This window comes from Pseudomonas sp. KK4, assembly GCF_001984065.1.
GTDB lineage: Bacteria > Pseudomonadota > Gammaproteobacteria > Pseudomonadales > Pseudomonadaceae > Aquipseudomonas.
In genome coordinates, this window is sequence record NZ_LYVP01000069.1 from 1 (window position 1) to 19,139 (window position 19,139).

At 61.4% G+C, this 19,139-nt stretch carries 15 protein-coding genes and 1 pseudogene; 12 read left to right on the forward strand and 4 right to left on the reverse strand.

Annotated features, from left to right (window positions below; all coding sequences use genetic code 11):
• On the forward strand, nt 1–737 hold a 737-nt coding region (locus tag B0W55_RS20345), incomplete at its 5' end, for an NAD(P)-dependent oxidoreductase (protein ID WP_077047711.1).
• Here B0W55_RS20345 and B0W55_RS20350 read toward each other — a convergent pair.
• Nucleotides 694–2,910, reverse strand: a complete 2,217-nt coding sequence (locus B0W55_RS20350) for a bifunctional diguanylate cyclase/phosphodiesterase (protein ID WP_305882523.1) — start codon at nt 2,908–2,910, stop codon at nt 694–696. The genes B0W55_RS20345 and B0W55_RS20350 overlap by 44 nt on opposite strands.
• A gap of 291 nt (nt 2,911–3,201) precedes the next feature.
• Between B0W55_RS20350 and B0W55_RS20355 the strand changes: the two genes are divergently transcribed.
• Complete coding sequence (locus B0W55_RS20355; protein ID WP_077047713.1) at nt 3,202–4,551, forward strand: MFS transporter; 1,350 nt, start codon at nt 3,202–3,204, stop codon at nt 4,549–4,551.
• 158 nt (nt 4,552–4,709) lie between these two features.
• Here B0W55_RS20355 and rapA read toward each other — a convergent pair whose 3' ends face one another.
• Nucleotides 4,710–7,556, reverse strand: coding sequence for an RNA polymerase-associated protein RapA (gene rapA, locus B0W55_RS20360; RefSeq protein WP_077047714.1), 2,847 nt, complete (start codon nt 7,554–7,556; stop codon nt 4,710–4,712).
• Nucleotides 7,557–7,787: 231 nt separating this feature from the next.
• Here rapA and B0W55_RS20365 point away from each other — a divergent pair, with 231 nt between their 5' ends.
• The 3 genes from B0W55_RS20365 to ccoM all read left to right on the forward strand — a co-directional run bounded on the left by B0W55_RS20365 (nt 7,788) and on the right by ccoM (nt 8,648).
• On the forward strand, nt 7,788–8,129 hold the full coding sequence (locus tag B0W55_RS20365) for an aspartate-semialdehyde dehydrogenase (RefSeq protein ID WP_077047715.1): 342 nt from the start codon (nt 7,788–7,790) through the stop codon (nt 8,127–8,129).
• A 99-nt stretch (nt 8,130–8,228) separates the two neighbouring features.
• The gene (locus tag B0W55_RS30835; protein ID WP_175645530.1) at nt 8,229–8,387 is read left to right on the forward strand and encodes a hypothetical protein; all 159 of its coding nucleotides are present in this window, start codon (nt 8,229–8,231) and stop codon (nt 8,385–8,387) included.
• 144 nt (nt 8,388–8,531) lie between these two features.
• Nucleotides 8,532–8,648 carry a cytochrome c oxidase subunit CcoM gene (gene ccoM, locus B0W55_RS31410; RefSeq protein WP_305882522.1) on the forward strand — a complete coding sequence of 39 codons (117 nt, stop codon included), beginning with the start codon at nt 8,532–8,534 and terminating at the stop codon, nt 8,646–8,648.
• Between the two features lie 174 nt (nt 8,649–8,822).
• Here the strand turns inward: ccoM and B0W55_RS20370 are convergent, their stop codons facing one another.
• Entirely contained in the window at nt 8,823–10,298 is a 1,476-nt protein-coding gene (locus B0W55_RS20370; protein ID WP_077047716.1) for an inorganic phosphate transporter, read from the reverse strand.
• Nucleotides 10,299–10,675: 377 nt separating this feature from the next.
• Complete coding sequence (locus B0W55_RS20375) at nt 10,676–10,876, reverse strand: hypothetical protein (RefSeq protein ID WP_077047717.1); 201 nt, start codon at nt 10,874–10,876, stop codon at nt 10,676–10,678.
• A gap of 674 nt (nt 10,877–11,550) precedes the next feature.
• On the opposite strand from B0W55_RS20375, the gene pcaR reads away from it, so the two are divergent.
• The 7 genes and pseudogenes from pcaR to pcaD all read left to right on the forward strand — a co-directional run bounded on the left by pcaR (nt 11,551) and on the right by pcaD (nt 19,131).
• Nucleotides 11,551–12,393, forward strand: coding sequence for a pca regulon transcriptional regulator PcaR (gene pcaR, locus B0W55_RS20380; protein WP_077047718.1), 843 nt, complete (start codon nt 11,551–11,553; stop codon nt 12,391–12,393).
• A 119-nt stretch (nt 12,394–12,512) separates the two neighbouring features.
• Entirely contained in the window at nt 12,513–13,859 is a 1,347-nt protein-coding gene (locus B0W55_RS20385; protein WP_077047719.1) for an MFS transporter, read from the forward strand.
• Nucleotides 13,860–14,099: 240 nt separating this feature from the next.
• Nucleotides 14,100–14,183: pseudogene (locus B0W55_RS30245) on the forward strand (CoA-transferase subunit beta); the annotation flags it as partial.
• On the forward strand, nt 14,180–15,385 hold the full coding sequence (gene pcaF, locus B0W55_RS20390; protein ID WP_175645531.1) for a 3-oxoadipyl-CoA thiolase: 1,206 nt from the start codon (nt 14,180–14,182) through the stop codon (nt 15,383–15,385). The pseudogene B0W55_RS30245 and the gene pcaF, both read left to right, overlap by 4 nt.
• A 215-nt stretch (nt 15,386–15,600) precedes the next feature.
• Nucleotides 15,601–16,905, forward strand: coding sequence for an MFS family transporter (locus B0W55_RS20395; protein WP_077047721.1), 1,305 nt, complete (start codon nt 15,601–15,603; stop codon nt 16,903–16,905).
• 43 nt (nt 16,906–16,948) lie between these two features.
• The gene (locus B0W55_RS20400) at nt 16,949–18,313 is read left to right on the forward strand and encodes a 3-carboxy-cis,cis-muconate cycloisomerase (RefSeq protein WP_077047722.1); all 1,365 of its coding nucleotides are present in this window, start codon (nt 16,949–16,951) and stop codon (nt 18,311–18,313) included.
• Nucleotides 18,314–18,324: 11 nt separating this feature from the next.
• A complete protein-coding gene (gene pcaD, locus B0W55_RS20405) occupies nt 18,325–19,131 on the forward strand; it encodes a 3-oxoadipate enol-lactonase (protein ID WP_077047723.1) in 807 nt (268 codons plus the stop codon).
• The last annotated feature ends 8 nt before the right edge of the window (nt 19,132–19,139 follow it).

A 19,139-nucleotide genomic window follows, 5' to 3' on the forward strand; every position in this document is an offset into this window, starting at 1 on the left:
CGCCCGCCGAACTGTGCCAGCACGCCGAGGTCGTGATGTTGTGCCTGGCGGACACTTCGGTGGTGCGCGAAGTGGTGTTCGGCGCTGCCGGTGTGGCCGAGGGGGCGAAGGGTGGCCAGTTGCTGGTGGACTTTTCCAGCCTTGAGCCGACCGCCACGCGGGAGATGGCCGCACAACTGCAGAGCACAACCGGCATGGCCTGGCTCGATGCGCCGGTGTCCGGTGGCGTGGTGGGCGCAGAAGCCGGCAGCCTGGCGATCATGGTTGGCGGCGAGGCGGCTGATCTGCAGCGCATCCTGCCTGTGCTGATGCGCCTCGGCCAGCGCGTGACGCACATGGGCGCGGTCGGGGCGGGGCAGGTGACCAAGGCCTGCAATCAGATGATCGTGGCATGCAATGCGCTGGTGATTGCCGAAGTGGTGGCGCTGGCCGAGCGATCCGGCGTCCAGGCCAGCCTGCTCGCCGAAGCGCTGGCCGGTGGCTTCGCCGATTCAAAACCCTTGCAGATCCTTGGGCCTCAGATGGCCGAAAGCCGTTTCGAACCGGTGAAATGGCATGTGCGGACCTTGCTCAAAGACTTGGATACAGCGGTGAAGTTTTCCCGTGAGCAGGGTTCGGCGACGCCCATCAGCGGCCTGGCGGCGCAACTGATGCGGCTGCATGGCGGGCAGGGATTCCTGGAAAAAGACCCTTCTACATTAGTGCAGATGTACCGTGAACCAGACTCAACGAAGTAAGGGGGTATGAGTGGTTGCGCTGGTTGATTTCGTTCAGTACCGGACGCAGGTCGGCCAGCGGCACGGGGCGGCTGAGCAAGTAGCCCTGAACGAAATCGCAGCCATGGCGTTCCAGGAACTGGTACTGCTCGAAGGTTTCGACGCCTTCGGTGACCACCTCCAGGTGCAGGGTGTGGGCCATGGCAATAATGGCCTGGACGATTTCCATGTCCTGGGTCGACTTGGGTATTTCCTGAATGAACGACCGATCGATCTTCAAGGTGTTGAGCGGCAGGCGCTTGAGGTACGCCAGGGATGAATAGCCGGTGCCGAAGTCGTCGATCGACAGAGACACGCCCAGCGCGCGGATCTGCTTGAGCAAAACCAGAGTGTCGGCGATGTTGCCCATCAGGGCGTTCTCGGTCACTTCCAGTTCCAGCCGTTGCGGCGCAACGCCAGCGCTGCGCAGTGCGTGCTCGATCTGACCGGCCAGCTCTTCGCGCGCCAGGCTCAGCGGCGAGCAGTTCACGGCGATCCTCAGCGCTTCACAACCTTGAAGGGACAGTTCCCCGAGGTCTTCACACGCCTTGCGCAGTACCCAGTTATCCAGCTCGGTAATCAGCCCATTGGTTTCGGCGAGGGCGATGAAGCGATCCGGTGCGAGCAAGCCGTGAACCGGATGTTGCCAGCGAATCAAGGCTTCGAGCTTGCTGACCTGACCGGTTTTCAGGTCGTAGATGGGCTGATAATGAAGCATCAGGCCCGTGTCTTCGCGCAGGGCGTGGCGCAGTTCTTCCTCCAGTTGCAGCTCCAGGGTGGCACGAGCCTTGAGGTTGGCGCTGAAAAAATTCAGACCGTTGCGACCGCTGCCCTTGGACTGATACAGGGCCAGGTCGGCGTTTTTCAACAGCTCGTCACAGGTCTTGCCGTCTTCGGGAAACAGGCTGATGCCGATACTGGTGGTCATGACCATGCGCCGTCCGGCCAGCTCGATCGGCTCCTTCATTTTCAGCATGATGCGCTGGGCCATGTGTCGGGCTTCTTCGCGGTCATGCAAATTGATCAGCATGCAGAACTCGTCGCCACCGAAACGCGCCACCACGTCTTCATGGCTGCGCACCGAGCCTTTGATATGGCTGGCGAGCACCTTGAGCAGTTCGTCTCCAGCGTCGTGGCCGAGGCTGTCGTTGATGCGCTTGAAATGATCGATATCGAGAAACAGCACGGCCAGCATGCCGCCGGTGTGGGTTTTCTCGATGAGCTTTTCGGCAAACAACTGGTTGAACCCGCGTCGGTTGACCAGGTTGGTCAATGGATCGAAATGCGCCACCTGTTGCAGCGACACCCGGGCCTGATCCAGCTGGGTGAGCAGTGAGTTGACCCGTTGCAGGTCCTGCTCCTTGTGTTGCAGCTTCTTGTCCGCCAGCGCCGCGCTGATGCTGCTGCCGATGATCAGCAGTGTCATGATCGCCACGGTCAGGCCCAGTTGCAGGTGATTGTTTTCCCCCGGCTGAGTCAGGACGCTGCCGGCAGGCAACATCAGGTTGAACGCTGCCATGCCGGTAAAGTGCATGCTGATGATGCCGGTGCCGAGGATCAGGCTGGCACCATACTTGAGCAATTGATGGAACATGCCGCTGCCGTTGCGCAGGTAACGGGACAACAGCAATGCCGCGAGGCTGGCGACGATGGCAATCACAATAGAAAGGGCGAACAGGGTCGGTTGGTAGTAGACCGTCGCCTGGGAGTGCAGGGCGGACATGCCGACGTAATGCATGGTAGCGATGCCCAGGCCGACCCAGATTGACGCCAGCAGGCATTGCCAGATGTTCAGGGCAGGGCGGCTTAGCGTTTGCATCGCCAGCCATGAGGCGAGCAGGGCGATCAACAGTGAGGCGAAGGTGACCGGTAGTTGGTAATGCACACTGATCGGCGCTTCGAATGCCAGCATGCCGATGAAGTGCATGGCCCAGATACCGCCCGCCAGGCACCCGGCACCCACCCAGCACCAGAGCCGGCGAGAGGCGGGCTTTTGCGCATGGGCGACCCGCTCGGCCATGTCCAGCGTGGCAAAGCTGCCCGCGCAGGCGACCAGATAAGCCAGCAGCACCAGGAAAGGATCATGCACGCAATTGAGTATGACCTTTCCGGCATCTGGCAACTCAGTAATGAAATGCAGACCCAGCCACTCCATAGCGTGCCCCATCTTGTTCCCTCAAGCCGGCGCAAGAAGCGCAGACGAATTCCTTGGATTATAGAAGCCAGGTCGCGAACGCAAGCCGTAGTGGCAAAATGGCGTCTACTGTTTTGGAATTAACCTTAGAGCTTTTTGAAATAAGTTGTTGCATGCGCAGCGGCGGCTGCCATGGGCTGGTATCAGCTTTACGAATGATTACAGACAGCATCGGCGTGGCTGACTAGATTGCAGGTTCCGGGCTCGGATGCACTGGCAGTGAAGCCCCATAACAATAAAAGAGACGGACCCATGCAGAACTCGACCCAAGCGGCGAATGCCTGGCGCATTCTGTTCCTGCTGTTCCTGGCCAACCTGTTCAACTTCTTCGACCGCACCATCCCGGCCATCATCATCGAACCGATCCGCATGGAATGGCACCTGAGCGACTTCCAGTTGGGGATCATCGGCACCGCTTTCACTATCGTCTATGCCATTGCAGGCCTGCCCCTGGGGCGGATGGCCGATACCGGCTCGCGCAGCAAACTGATGGGCTGGGGGCTGGCGGTGTGGAGCGGACTGACGGCGGTCAACGGCATGGTTGGCAGTTTCTGGAGCTTCCTGATCGTGCGCATGGGCATTGGCATCGGTGAGGCCAGTTATGCGCCGGCGGCCAACTCATTGATCGGGGATTTGTTTCCGGCGCATCGCCGGGCGCGGGCCATGGGGATTTTCATGCTCGGCTTGCCCCTGGGGCTGCTGCTGGCCTTTTTCACCATCGGGGCGATGGTCAAGGCCTTCGACAGCTGGCGAGCGCCGTTCTTCATCGCCGCCGTGCCAGGGCTGATCCTGGCGATCTTCATGTTCTACATCAAGGAACCCAAGCGCGGCGCCGCCGAAAGCGTGCAGGTGTCCCAGGAGAAGGTCGACCGGCCGATCCGTCGTGTGCTGGCGGTGCCGACCTTCCTGTGGCTGGTTCTGGCCGGGCTGTGTTTCAACTTCGCCACCTATGCCTGCAACTCCTTCCTGGTGCCGATGCTGCAGCGGTATTTCCTGATGCCATTGCAGGAAGCGGCGGTGGCGACCGGGATTATCGTTGGTGTGACCGGGCTGGTGGGGCTGACTCTGGGCGGCTGGGTGGCGGACAAGATCCATCAGCGCGTGGCCAATGGTCGCCTGCTGTTTGCGGCGTTCAGTTTGATCATTTCTACGGTGTGCACGGCGTGGGCGCTGCATTCGGGGCGCATCGAAATCGGCGTGTTCGTGGCGGTGTTCAGTGTGGGGTGGCTGTTTGCCTACAACTTCTACACCTGTGTCTATACGGCGATCCAGGACGTGGTGGAACCGCGCCTGCGGGCCACGGCCATGGCGTTGTTCTTTGCCGGGCTGTATCTGTTGGGTGGCGGCCTGGGGCCGGTGGTGGTGGGGGCCCTGTCCGACCATTTTGCCCACACAGCGATGCTGGCGGCCGGCGCCGAGCAGATGACCGAAGCGTTCAAGGCCGTCGGGCTGCACGATGCGATGTACCTGATTCCGGTGGCGCTGTTTTTCACCATGGTGTTTCTGGTGTTGGCTTCGCGGTGCTTTGTGCGGGATGCGCAGCGGATGAAGGATGGGTTGGCTGGCGTGGTTGAGCCAGGGGGTTCCGTGGTGGCTGCCTGATCGCCTTCGCGAGCAAGCCCGCTCCCACAGGGAAAATGCATTCCAAATGTGGGAGCGGGCTTGCTCGCGAAGAGGCCATCACTAGCACCGCAAAATTTGACCCATAAAAAGGCCCGCATCGCTGCGGGCCTTCTTTTTTACCGGTTGAGCAGGGGGGGTTAACCCGCCACCAGCACCCGGATCGCTTCCAGGCGCAACGCCGCCTTGTCGAGCATGGCCAAGCCTTGCTCGCGTTGTTTGCGCAGGGCGACCAGTTCGCTGTCGCGTACGGTCGGGTTGACCGCTTGCAAGGCGGTCAGACGCGCCAGTTCTTCATCGGTATCGGCCGCCAGGCGACGTTGCGCCTCGGCGACGCGTTCGGCGTGACGCGGGTAGATCTTGTCTTCGCCGGCGTTGATCCGTGGCGTTAGTTGATCGCGCTGGGCCTGGATGAACTTGTTGGCGCTGGCGCGCGGCACGCTTTCGAGCTGATCGTTGAGGGTCTCGAACGCCACGCGGGCCGACAGATCGTTGCCATTGGCATCGAGCAGGCAGCGCAGCGCCGCCGGCGGCAGGTAACGGCCCAGTTGCAGCGAGCGCGGGGCAACCACTTCACTGACATAGAGCAGTTCCAGCAACACGGTGCCAGGTTTGAGCGCCTTGTTCTTGATCAACGCCACGGCGGTGTTGCCCATGGAGCCGGACAGCACCAGGTCCATGCCGCCCTGCACCATCGGGTGCTCCCAGGTAATGAATTGCATGTCTTCACGGGACAGCGCCTGGTTGCGGTCGTAGGTGATGGTCACGCCCTCGTCGTCGCCGAGCGGGAAGCTGGCGTCGAGCATTTTTTCGCTCGGCTTGAGGATCAGGGCGTTTTCCGAATGGTCCTCGCTGTCGATGCCGAACGCATCGAACAGGGTTTCCATATAGATCGGCAGGGCGAACTGGTCGTCCTGTTCGAGAATCGCTTCAACCAACGACTCACCTTCGCCAGCACCGCCGGAATTGAGCTCCAGTAAGCGGTCGCGACCGGTGTGCAGTTCGGCCTCCAGACGCTCACGCTCGGTGCGGGCTTCGTCGATCAGCGCTTGCCACTGGCCGTCGTCGGCTTCTTCCAGCAGCGGCAGCAGGCGTGGGCCGAACTGATGCTGCAGGGCGTTGCCGGTCGGGCACGTGTTGAGGAACGCGTTCAGCGCTTCGTGGTACCACTGGAACAGACGCTCTTGCGGGCTGGTTTCCAGGTATGGCACGTGCAGTTCGATGGTGTGCTTCTGGCCGATCCGGTCCAGACGACCGATGCGCTGTTCCAGCAGGTCCGGGTGCGATGGCAGATCAAACAGCACCAGATGGTGGGAGAACTGGAAGTTGCGGCCTTCACTGCCGATTTCCGAGCAGATCAGCACTTGCGCGCCAAACTCTTCGTCGGCGAAGTAGGCGGCGGCGCGGTCACGCTCGAGGATGTTCATGCCCTCGTGGAACACCGTGGCCGGAATGCCGGAACGCACGCGCAAAGCGTCTTCCAGGTCCATGGCGGTTTCGGCGTGGGCGCAGATCACCAGCACTTTGGTGCGCTTGAGCATTTTCAGCTGATCGATCAGCCACTCGACACGCGGGTCGAATTTCCACCAACGCTCTTCTTCGTTGACGTCCGGCTGGGCCTGGAAGCTGACTTCCGGGTACAGCTCGGCGTGATCGCCCAGGGGCAGTTCCAGGTATTCGTCCGGGCACGGCAGCGGGTAAGGGTGCAGTTTGCGCTCCGGGAAACCCTGCACGGCGGCGCGGGTGTTGCGGAACAGCACGCGGCCGGTGCCATGGCGGTCCAGCAGTTCGCGCACCAGGCGGGCGCTGGCTTCGGTGTCGCCGTCGTTGACCGCGGTCAGCAAGGCTTCGCCTTCGTTGCCGAGGAAGCCGTGGATGGTCTGGTGCGCTTTGGGCGACAGACGGCCCTGGTCCAGCAACTCCTGCACGGCTTCGGCCACCGGGCGATAGTTTTCGCTCTCGGCGCGGAAAGCCTGCAGGTCATGGAAACGGTTGGGGTCGAGCAGGCGCAGACGGGCGAAGTGGCTGTCCTGGCCCAGTTGTTCCGGGGTAGCGGTGAGCAGCAACACGCCAGGGATGGTTTCGGCCAGTTGCTCGACCAGCGAATACTCGCGGCTGACCTGATCTTCGTGCCACACCAGGTGGTGGGCTTCGTCGACCACCAGCAAGTCCCAGCCGGCGGCGAACAGCGCGTCTTGGGCCTTTTCGTCTTCCACCAGCCACTCCAGCGCCACCAGCGCCAGTTGGGTGTCTTCGAACGGGTTGGAGGCATCGCTTTCGATGAAGCGTTCTTCGTCGAACAGTGCGACCTGCAGGTTGAAGCGACGACGCATTTCCACCAGCCACTGGTGCTGCAGGTTTTCCGGAACCAGGATCAGCACGCGATTGGCGCGGCCCGAGAGCAGCTGGCGATGGATCACCAGGCCGGCTTCGATGGTTTTACCCAGGCCCACTTCGTCCGCCAGCAGAACCCGTGGTGCAATACGGTCGGCGACTTCACGGGCGATGTGCAATTGGTGCGCGATCGGTTGCGCGCGCACGCCACCCAGGCCCCACAGCGAGGACTGCAACTGGCGGCTGGTGTGTTCCAGGGTGTGGTACCGCAGGGAGAACCACGGCAGCGGGTCGATCTGCCCGGCGAACAAGCGATCGCTGGCCAGGCGGAACTGGATGAAGTTCGACAGTTGGGTTTCCGGCAGGGTGACCACTTCGTTCTGCGCGTTGAGGCCGTGGTAAACCAGCAGGCCGTCCATGTCGTCGACTTCGCGCACGGTCAGTTTCCAGCCTTCGAAGTGAGTGATGGTGTCACCCGGTGAAAACCGCACGCGAGTGAGGGGCGCATTCCGTAGCGCGTACTGGCGGGTGTCGCCAGTGGCCGGGTAGAGCACGGTCAACAAGCGGCCGTCCTGTGCCAGAACGGTGCCCAAACCCAGCTCGGCTTCGCTGTCACTGATCCAGCGTTGCCCCGGTTGATACTGCTGCGCCATGCTGCCTGACTCCCACCTTGAAAAAGCGGGCTATCTTAACGGAATCGGGTCTTCAGACCAAAGGATTACCTGTGCAGGACCTACCCCAAGCGGTGATCTTTTGATCTTCAGGGACTGAACAAATCGTAGCCTGCGCCTGGTGTTGGAGTGCCAACCGGGTCACAGTTTGCGACCGATGGCTCAAGTCGTCACCGTCGCCGCCGACATCCTGCTGACAGGAGATTGATAAATATGCTGCCACCGATGCTCCCCCTGAGTGCCGTGCCTGTCACTTCCCAGCACGACCCGATCCGCCCGCGCCCGGACATCGCACCTGTGGTGCCGATGCAGGAGAGCTCCAGCGACAGCACCATCGACCTGAAAAACCGCGACCCGGAAGAGGCCGTACTGCTGTTGCGCGAAGAGCAACGACGCAAGCAGGAGCAGCAAAAACGGCGCCGTGAGGCCGATGAGGATCCCGAGGCGCACCGGGCGATTCCCGGGGACGAGCTCAATGCCGACAATACGGTGCCGGTGGCCCCCTTGATGGAAGACCAGCCGCGTCAGGGATTGTGGGTCGACATCGAGATTTGAGCCGGTATCTGGTCAGCGCCGTCGCCAGACCGCATTATTGGTGCAATCCTGCCCGATGACGCGGCAGCTGAATTCATTCCAAGCGATGCACTGAACGCCATGAGCCAAGACGACAAGCTGATCGACCTCAACGCCGAACGCGCCAAGCGTGTCCATGACCTCAACGACAAACGCCTCAATGAAGTGCGCCAGGCGTTCGAGCAGGCGATGCCGTTGGGCAAAGCGAAGAAAAAGCCAAAGAAACCGAAAAAGCGTTGATCACCCCTGCATCGCTCGATGCAGGTCTGCATGTCTCCCTCCTTCAATGTCGGCTCAAGGAAACATTGACCCCGGTCAATATTTTCTCCTGCCCGATTGGTTAACGTATCTCCATCGCAACAAGGCAACCGCAGGAGAGGCGTCATGTTTTTCGACAACGTGGTGATCGCCGGAGTGCTGACTGTCAGCCTCATGCTGATGTTTTTCGCAGGTCTGGGTGTTTTCATCTGGAAGGATTCGCACAAGCGCAAAGAACAGTAGTTCTTTGTGAATGTCATGGGCACGCAAGGCATTTTGGGCAACTTCGGTTGCCCTTTTTTTTGACCTGCGAAACGCTTTCAGTCCTGATCGTTTTCGCAGGGCGATGGAGCGATCAAGGCGTAATGAAAAAGGCGCGATCCTCACGGAGCGCGCCTTTTTCGTTGCAGCGATGTATCAGCTGCCCAGTGCCTTCGACGCCAGCCAGAACAGGCCGGCCGACAGGGCGACCGTAGCCGGCAGGGTCAGGACCCAGGCCAGCAGGATGGTGCGGACGGTGCCGCCTTGCAGGCCGCTTTTGTTGGCGACCATGGTCCCGGCCACGCCCGAGGACAGTACATGGGTGGTGGACACCGGCAGGCTGAAGATGTTGGCCATGCCGATCAGACTCGCGGTAGTGATCTGCGCCGACATACCCTGGGAGTAGGTCATGCCCTGCTTGCCGATCTTCTCGCCGATGGTCAGTACCACGCGCTTCCAGCCGACCATGGTACCCAGGCCCAAGGCCAGTGCCACCGCCAGGATCACCCAGAACGGCGCATATTCGGTGGTGGTGGTCAGGTCCTTGCGCAGCTTGTCCAGGTCAGCCTTTTCACGGGCGCCGAGGGTTGGCAATTTGCTGACTTTCTTCGCAGTATCGTCCAGGCACAGCAGGTAGCGACGTACCTCGATGCGGCTCTCCGAAGGCAGCGAATGGTAATCGGCCACACCCTTCAGCGTGCCGAGCAGGGCCGCGATGGTCGGTTCTGTCTGTTGCGGGTTGCAACGGAATTTCTCCGGCAGGTCGCCTTCCACACTTTTGCCCAGGGCCAGGAATTCACCGAGGGTGTCGGCGTTGCGCTGATAGAACTGGCTCAAGTGCAAGGTCGCGTCGCGAGTACGTTCGATCTGGTAGGTGGAGCTGTTCAGGTCGAGGACGAACTGCGCCGGCACGATGCCGATCAGTACCAGCATGATCAGGCCAATACCTTTCTGGCCATCGTTGGAACCGTGCACGAAGCTCACGGCCATGGCCGAAATCACCAGGACCAGGCGGTTCCAGAAGGGTGGGTGCTTCTTGTCGTCGATTTTGCGGCGCTGTTCCGGGGTCTTGTGCATCTTCGACAGCGGACGCCACCATTTGAGACCGATCAGGATCAGCGCAGCGATCAGAAAGCCCGCCATGGGCGAGAACACCAGAGACGCGCCGATATCGATCGCTTTCTGCCAGTTCACACCGTCGGCCAGCGGAATATCGTTGATCAGGGCGTTGGCCAGGCCCACGCCGAGTATCGAACCGATCAGCGTATGGGAGCTGGAAGCGGGGATACCGAAGTACCAGGTGCCCAGGTTCCAGGTAATGGCTGCGGCAAGCAACGAGAAGACCATTGCCAGACCATGGCCGGTATTGACGTTGATCAACAGCTCTACCGGCAGCAGGTGAACGATGGCATATGCCACGCCAACGCCGCCCAGCAACACGCCGAGGAAATTGAACACACCGGAAAAGAACACCGCCAGATGGGGCGGCATCGCTTTGGTGTAGATAACAGTGGCTACCGCGTTAGCGGTGTCATGAAATCCATTGATGAACTCGAAGGCGAGGACAAAAGCCAGGGCGAGCAAGAGGCTCACAAGCACCCAAGCATCCAGTCCGCTGAATAAATCGATCATGAAGGTTTTCTGACCCGGTCATAAGGGGGCGCGATTATGCCAGAAAAGACGGTGAATCGATGCACTAGCTGCTCATCGGTAACATTCTTCAACGAATTATTTTGTAAATTGATGCGCAATTCCGAGGCGTGGGCGGGGTTTGCAAGTCATTGAATTTCCTTGGAAACGCAGATGCCACAAGGGTTTTCCCTGCTGGTTGGGGCAGCGGAAACGCCTGTGTGAAATTTCTGAAAGGAGGGTCAGATATGAGCCTCGTACCCTGTCAGATCGGCAAGGTAGCCGCTGCCCACTCTTGGCGGGCGCAATAGGCAACATCGATACTTCCCGCTTTTAACGGGTGTAAGCACAGACCCTGTAAAGAATTCAAACCGACACCGTCATGGCTCTTCGGTTTTGAGTTCCTTTTCCATTTTTTCCAGTTCTTGCTTGAAAACCTGATCCTGAACGGTGGCGCGTTTACGCCAGGGTTTGCGTTCCGGTTCGGGCTGGGCGGCGTAGGTGGTGACTTCCCCGCCGTAAACTTCCTTGTAACGTTGTTCCTGGCGCTCAAGTTCCGCGCGCAGTTCGTCTTTCGTCACAGTGCTACCTGATTATGTTGAGATGAATTCTGGTGAAACGCGCTGCGTTCAATGTAGAGATCACATTCGTCGAAAGGACGAAGCCCCGGAAGGCATCGTTAACGGCAGGGCGATCAATACGTCCTTGTTGCAGGCGGCCACGGCACCAGAGATAAATAGCTGACGTAGCATCAGATTCCTGTTTCGGCGAGCCCGTTGGCGATGCGAATGCAGTCGGCGTCGGACGCTTGCCGGAGGCAGCGGCGACGCAATATCGCACTGCCGGGTAGCGGCATCGGCGATTGAAAATGCGCCTGGCTACTGATTTGTATTATAGCGAGCGATTCACAGAACACTATCGGCAAACAGTTAAAAGTGAATATTACCGTGTGATTGTTTTGTTACCCATAAAGTTGACGGCCAACTAGCGCATTGATCGGTGTCATTGTGCAACGCTGCCTTTCTGGCGCCATTAAGTCGAACAACTTGCGCAACTACATCCAGCTTAAATCAACATGGGGGCTGTGCGATTACATATAAAGAAGGGAAGGGCGGGTGGCCGGTAGGTGGTTCAAATGCACGGTTGCGATTATCGGTCGGCGGTTCGATAATCGCCCAATGTTGCCTCCCCGGGCTTGTTTGTCCTGGGCAGGGCGCTTGTAATAGCCGCTGCTCCGTGTAGGGAAAAATCTCAAATGAATGATCAACTGCGCACTTCCTTCGCTTCCGTGGCGCCGCCCATCGTGGCTTCGCCCGCCAAGCGTATCCAGGCCCTGACCGGCGACCCGGACTTCATGACGTCCCTGGCCCGCGGGCTGGCGGTTGTGCAAGCGTTCCAGGAGCGCAAGCGGCATCTGACCATCGCCCAGATCAGCCACCGCACGGAAATTCCCCGCGCCGCCGTCCGGCGTTGCCTGCACACCCTGATCAAGCTCGGCTACGCCACCACTGACGGGCGCACCTATTCACTGCTGCCCAAAGTGCTGACCCTCGGCCATGCCTATGTGTCCTCCACCCCGCTGGCGGTGTCGGCCCAGCCTTACCTGGACCGCATGAGCGAGCAACTGCATGAGGCCTGCAACATGGCCACCCTGGAAGGTGACGACATTTTGTACATCGCCCGTTCGGCCACCACCCAGCGCCTGATTTCCGTGGATCTGTCGGTGGGCGGGCGCCTGCCGGCCTATTGCACCTCCATGGGCCGGATCCTGTTGGCCGCCCTGGATGACTCCTCGCTGCACGAGTACCTCGATCACGCCGACCTGCAGGCCAAGACCAGCCGCACGATCCACACCGCGCAGGCGTTGCTCGAGTGTTTGCAGCAAGTGCGACAACAAGGCTGGTGCATCGTCGATCAGGAACTGGAGCAGGGCCTGCGTTCAATTGCCGTGCCGGTCTACGATGCTTCCGGCCAAGTGGTGGCTGCCCTGAACATCAGCACCCACGCCGGGCGAGTCAGTCGCAATGAGCTGGAGCAGCGCTTTCTTCCGGGCCTGTTGAGCGCCAGCCGTGACCTCAGCGCCCAGCTGTTTGCCTAAGCTGTTCGATAATCGCCCGGAGTCGCTCGCAGTGAATTGACGCTGTTTCCTGCGGATCATTACTGTCGCGGCTGCGCCAGCGTTGGCTGGCACCTGTTCGACCGCGTGGAATAAAAATAATGAACAAGCCTCAGTCCGCTGTAGGAAACTGCCTCGACGTGCAGTCCTTCATCAATGCCCAACCCATTTCGCGTTATCAATGGCGCGTCGTGATCCTGTGTTTCCTGATTGTCTTTCTCGATGGCCTCGACACCGCGGCCATGGGCTTCATCGCGCCGGCCCTGTCCCAGGACTGGGGCATCGACCGCGCCAGCCTGGGCCCGGTGATGAGTGCGGCGCTGATCGGCATGGTGTTCGGCGCACTGGGCTCGGGCCCATTGGCCGACCGCTTCGGGCGAAAAGTCGTACTGGTCGGTGCGGTTTTTCTGTTCGGTGCTTTCAGCCTGGCTTCGGCCTACAGCACCAACGTTGACCAGTTGCTGGTACTGCGCTTTCTGACCGGCCTGGGGCTGGGGGCGGGGATGCCGAACGCCACCACGCTGCTGTCGGAATACACCCCGGAGCGCAAGAAATCCCTCTTGGTCACCAGCATGTTCTGCGGTTTCAACCTCGGCATGGCCGGTGGCGGCTTCCTGTCGGCCAAGCTGATCCCGGCATTCGGCTGGCACAGCCTGTTGCTGATCGGCGGGATCCTGCCGCTGATCCTGACCCTGGTTTTGCTGCTGTGGCTGCCGGAATCGGCGCGCTTTCTGGTGGTGCGCAATCGTGGCACCGACAAAGTGCGCAAGACCCTGGCGCCCATCGATCCGACTGTAGTCGCCCAGGCTGCAAGCTTCAGCGTGCCGGAACAGAACATCGTCAAGGCACGCAACGTGTTTGCAGTAGTGTTTTCCGGGACCTACAGCGTCGGCACCCTGCTGCTGTGGCTGACCTACTTCATGGGCCTGGTGATTGTGTACCTGCTGACCAGTTGGCTGCCGACCCTGATGCGCGACAGTGGCGCGAGCATGGAGCAATCGGCGTTCATCGGCGCGCTGTTCCAGTTTGGCGGCGTGTTGAGCGCGGTGGGTGTAGGCTGGGCCATGGACCGTTTCAATCCGCACAAGGTCATCGGCACGTTCTACCTGCTGGCCGGGGTGTTTGCCTACGCCGTAGGGCAGAGCCTGGGCAATATCACCCTGTTGGCGACCCTGGTGCTGGTGGCCGGGATGTGCATCAACGGTGCGCAGTCGGCGATGCCTTCGCTGGCCGCTCGGTTTTACCCGACCCAGGGGCGGGCGACCGGTGTGTCGTGGATGCTGGGTATCGGCCGTTTCGGCGCGATCCTTGGCGCCTGGATGGGCGCCACGCTGTTGGGCCTGGGCTGGAACTTCGAGCAGGTCCTGACGGCGCTGGTGATTCCGGCGGCGCTTGCCACTGCGGCGGTGGTGATCAAGGGTGTGGTCAGTCATGCGGATGCGACCTGATTTCAGGTTTCAGATTTTTTGGTGAGGTTGATGGCCTCATCGTGGGCAAGCCCGCTCCTACAAAATTCAAGCGACGCTTGTAGGCGCGAGGCTCCCGCGAGGCTTTTGTTAGTCGGGCAATAATGTGTTCGATATTCGAACGCTCAGTCGATTATCGGATTGTTTGACCCCTTTCAGAGGCTTAATCTGCAGTCATTCCGGCGCCGCGCATCGGCGCCTTTTTTCACTGTCGGCGCCGAGCCGACCGAGGTCGAGCTGACCGCGCTACGTGATCTGGAAGCCCGCACTGCCGCGGCCCACGGCCAAACACCTGGAGAACCTTGATGCGTGACGTTTATATCTGCGACGCCATTCGTACCCCTATCGGCCGTTTCGGCGGTGGTCTGTCGGCGGTTCGCGCCGACGACCTGGCCGCCGTGCCGATCAAGGCGCTGATGGAGCGCAACCCGTCGGTGGACTGGACCGCGGTGGACGAGGTCTTCCTCGGCTGCGCAAACCAGGCCGGGGAAGACAACCGCAACGTGGCGCGCATGGCGCTGCTGCTGGCCGGGCTGCCGGAAACCATCCCGGGCGTGACCCTCAATCGTCTTTGCGCCTCGGGCATGGACGCGATCGGTACCGCATTCCGCGCCATTGCCAGTGGCGAAATGGAGCTGGCGATCGCCGGTGGCGTCGAGTCGATGTCCCGCGCGCCGTTCGTGATGGGCAAGGCTGACGCCTCGTTCTCGCGCAACATGAAGCTGGAAGACACCACGATTGGCTGGCGCTTCATCAACCCCTTGATGAAAGCCCAGTACGGTGTGGATGCCATGCCGCAGACCGCCGACAACGTGGCCGACGACTACAAGGTGTCCCGCGCCGACCAGGACGCCTTCGCCCTGCGCAGCCAGCAACGCACCGCCGTGGCCCAGGCCGCAGGCTTCTTCGCCGAGGAAATCGTCGAAGTGCGCATTGCCCACAAGAAGGGTGAAACCGTGGTCAGCCAGGACGAACACCCTCGCGCCGACACCACCCTGGAAGCCCTGACCAAGTTGAAACCGGTCAACGGCCCCGACAAAACCGTCACTGCCGGCAACGCTTCGGGCGTGAACGATGGCGCAGCGGCGTTGATCCTGGCCTCGGCCGAAGCCGTAAAAAAACACGGCCTGACCGCCCGCGCCAAAGTGCTGGGCATGGCCAGCGCCGGTGTCGCACCGCGCGTGATGGGCATCGGCCCGGTACCGGCCGTGCGCAAGTTGACCGAGCGCCTGGGCGTGGCGGTGAGCGATTTCGACGTGATCGAACTCAACGAAGCCTTCGCCAGCCAAGGCCTGGCAGTGCTGCGTGAACTGGGGATCGCCGACGACGCGCCGCAGGTCAACCCGAACGGCGGCGCCATTGCCCTGGGCCACCCGTTGGGCATGAGCGGCGCACGCCTGGTGCTGACCGCGCTGCATCAGCTTGAGAAAACCGGTGGCAAGAAAGGTCTGGCGACCATGTGCGTCGGTGTGGGCCAGGGCCTGGCCCTGGCGATCGAACGCGTCTGACGGACCGCGCCACATCACCCGATGTGGGAGCGGGCTTGCTCGCGAAGGCGGTGGGTCAGCCAATATCTATGTTGCCTGACACTCCGCCTTCGCGAGCAAGTCGAATCGTCGCACCGCCGCTCCCACAAAGGGAAATCGTATTGCTGATACATCTGTTGAACGGGGCTGTTGCAAAGTATGTCTAGACTGTCACTGTCCCCATTGAGTGAAAAACAATGACAACCAACACCGCGACACAACCGCTGTATACCGGTGAAGAGCGCAGCAAGCGGATCTTCGCCATCGTCGGCGCTTCGTCCGGCAACCTGGTCGAATGGTTCGACTTCTATGTGTATGCCTTCTGCGCCATCTATTTCGCGCCGGCCTTTTTCCCGTCCGACAACCCCACGGTGCAGTTGGTCAACACCGCGGGCGTATTTGCCGCCGGCTTCCTGATGCGACCGATTGGCGGCTGGATCTTCGGCCGTGTCGCGGACAAGCACGGGCGCAAGAATTCGATGTTGATCTCGATTCTGATGATGTGTTTCGGCTCGCTGCTGATTGCCTGCCTGCCGACCTACGCCAGCATCGGGGTCTGGGCGCCGATCCTGCTGCTGTTCGCTCGCCTGCTTCAGGGCTTGTCGGTGGGTGGCGAATACGGCACCACCGCCACTTACATGAGTGAAATCGCCCTCAAGGGCCAGCGCGGTTTCTTCGCCTCGTTCCAGTACGTGACGTTGATCGGCGGGCAACTGCTGGCGGTGTCGCTGGTGGTGATCCTGCAGCAGTTCCTCACCGAGGATGACCTGCGGGCCTACGGCTGGCGGATTCCGTTCGTGGTCGGTGCGGTGGCGGCGCTGATTTCGTTGTTCCTGCGTCGCACGCTCAAAGAAACCACCAGCAAGGAGATGCGTGAAGACAAGGACGCCGGCAGCATCCGCGCACTGTTCCGCGACCACAAGGCCGCGTTCATCACCGTGTTGGGTTACACCGCGGGTGGGTCGCTGATTTTCTACACCTTCACCACTTATATGCAGAAGTACCTGGTGAACACCGCTGGCATGCACGCCAAGACCGCCAGCTACATCATGACCGGCGCGCTGTTCCTCTATATGTGCATGCAGCCACTGTTCGGCATGCTCGCCGACAAGATCGGCCGTCGCAACTCGATGCTCTGGTTCGGCGCCCTCGGCACTCTGTGCACCGTGCCGATCCTGTTGAGCCTGAAAACCGTCGGCAGTCCGTTCCTGGCCTTTGTGCTGATCACCCTGGCCCTGGCGATCGTCAGTTTCTACACCTCGATCAGCGGTCTGGTAAAAGCTGAGATGTTCCCGCCGCAAGTGCGCGCACTGGGCGTGGGCCTGGCGTATGCGGTGGCGAACGCGATCTTCGGCGGTTCGGCGGAATTCGTGGCCTTGAGCCTGAAGAACGTGGGCATGGAAAACTCCTTCTACTGGTACGTGACGGTGATGATGGCCATCGCGTTCCTGTTCAGCCTGCGCCTGCCGAAACAGGCCGCATACTTGCACCACGACCTTTGATCTTTACGCGGGCCGCACAGGCCCGCGCTTCCAGGAACTGTTTATGAACCAGCGACCGGGCAATCAATTGTTCGATGCCTATTTCACTGCCCGTGATATGCGTGAGGTGTTCTGCGATCAGGGCCGCGTCCAGGCCATGCTCGATTTCGAAGCGGCGCTGGCCCGGGCCGAAGCGCGGGTCGGTTTGATTCCCCAAAGTGCCGTGGCCTCGATCGAGGCCGCGTGCCAGGCCGGGCATTTCGACTTTGCCGCCCTTGGCGAAGCGATTGCCACCGCCGGTAACTCGGCGATCCCGCTGGTCAAGGCGTTGGGCAAGCAGATCGCGGCGAACGATGCGCAAGCCGAGCGCTACGTGCACCTTGGCGCCACCAGCCAGGACGTGATGGACAGCGGTCTGGTGCTGCAACTGCGTCAGGCACTTGAACTGATCGACAGCGACCTGGCGCAACTGGGGCAAACCCTCGCGGCCCAGGCCCAACGTTATGTCGCCACACCGCTGGCCGGGCGCACCTGGCTGCAACACGCGACACCGGTCACCCTCGGCATGAAGATCGCCGGATGGCTGGGGGCCGTGACCCGCAGCCGTCAGCGTCTGCAGGAACTCAAGCCGCGTCTGCTGGTGCTGCAGTTCGGTGGTGCGTCCGGCACCCTCGCGGCCCTCGGCGACAAGGCAATGCCGATTGCCCAGGCGCTGGCCGAAGAGCTGCACCTGAGCCTGCCGGACCAGCCGTGGCACACCCAGCGTGATCGTCTGGTGGAGTTCGGTTCAGTGCTGGGTTTGATCGCCGGCAGCCTTGGCAAACTGGGGCGCGACATCAGTTTGTTGATGCAGACCGAGGCCGGGGAGGTGTTCGAGCCATCGGCACCGGGCAAGGGCGGCTCCTCGACCATGCCGCACAAGCGCAACCCGGTGGGCGCGGCGGTGTTGATCGGCGCGGCGACCCGTGTACCGGGCCTGCTCTCGACCCTGTTCAGCGCCATGCCCCAGGAACACGAGCGCAGCCTGGGCCTGTGGCACGCCGAGTGGGAAACCCTGCCGGAGATCTGCTGCCTGGTGTCCGGCAGCCTCAAGCAAGCCTTGTTGGTGGCGGGCGGACTGGAGGTGGACGCCGAACGCATGGCGCGCAATCTGGATTTGACCCAGGGCCTGGTGCTGGCTGAAGCGGTGAGCATCGTGCTGGCGCAGCGGGTAGGGCGCGACACCGCGCATCATCTGTTGGAACAGTGCTGCAAACGCGCCGTGGCCGAACAGCGCCATCTGCGCGCCGTGCTCGGCGACGAGCCGCAAGTGACCGCCGAGCTGTCGGCGCAAGAACTCGATCAACTGCTGGACCCCGCCCACTACCTCGGCCAGGCCCGTACCTGGGTCGAGCGGGCGGTGGCTGAACACTCTGCATTGACTGCCTGAAGGAGACTGCTGTGGCTTTCGTTCAACTCGCCGATGGCGAACTGCACTACCAAATTCAAGGGCCGCAACTCGATGGCCCGGCGGATGCGCCGGTGCTGGTGCTGTCCAACTCCCTGGGCACCGACCTGCACATGTGGGACCCGCAGATCGCAGCCTTCAGCGAGCATTTCCGGGTGTTGCGTTTCGATACCCGTGGCCACGGCAAATCCCTGGTGACGCCTGGCCCTTACAGCATCGAGCAACTGGGTCGCGATGTGTTGGCGCTGCTGGATGCCCTGCACATCGAGCGCGCGCATTTCTGCGGGCTGTCCATGGGCGGTTTGATCGGCCAATGGCTGGGCGTCAACGCCGGCGAGCGTTTGAACAAGCTGATCGTGTGCAACACCGCAGCGAAAATCGCCGATCCATCGGTGTGGAACCCGCGTATCGAAACCGTGCTGCGTGACGGCAAGGCCGCCATGGTGGCGCTGCGTGATGCGTCGATTGCGCGCTGGTTCACCCCGGATTTTTCCGCGGCCAACCCGGCAGCGGCCAAGCGGATTACCGACATGCTGGCGGCCACTTCGCCTGAAGGCTACGCGGCCAATTGCGCGGCGGTGCGCGATGCCGACTTCCGCGATCAACTGTCCTCGATCAAGGCACCGCTGCTGGTGATTGCCGGCACCGAAGACGCGGTCACGCCGCCGTCGGGCGGGCACTTCATCGTCGAGCATGTGGCGGGCGCCGAGTACGCCGAATTCTATGCCGCGCACCTGTCCAACGTTCAGGCCGGCGCTGCTTTCAGCGACCGTGTGCTGGCATTTTTGAACGCTCGCTGAGGGGAAGT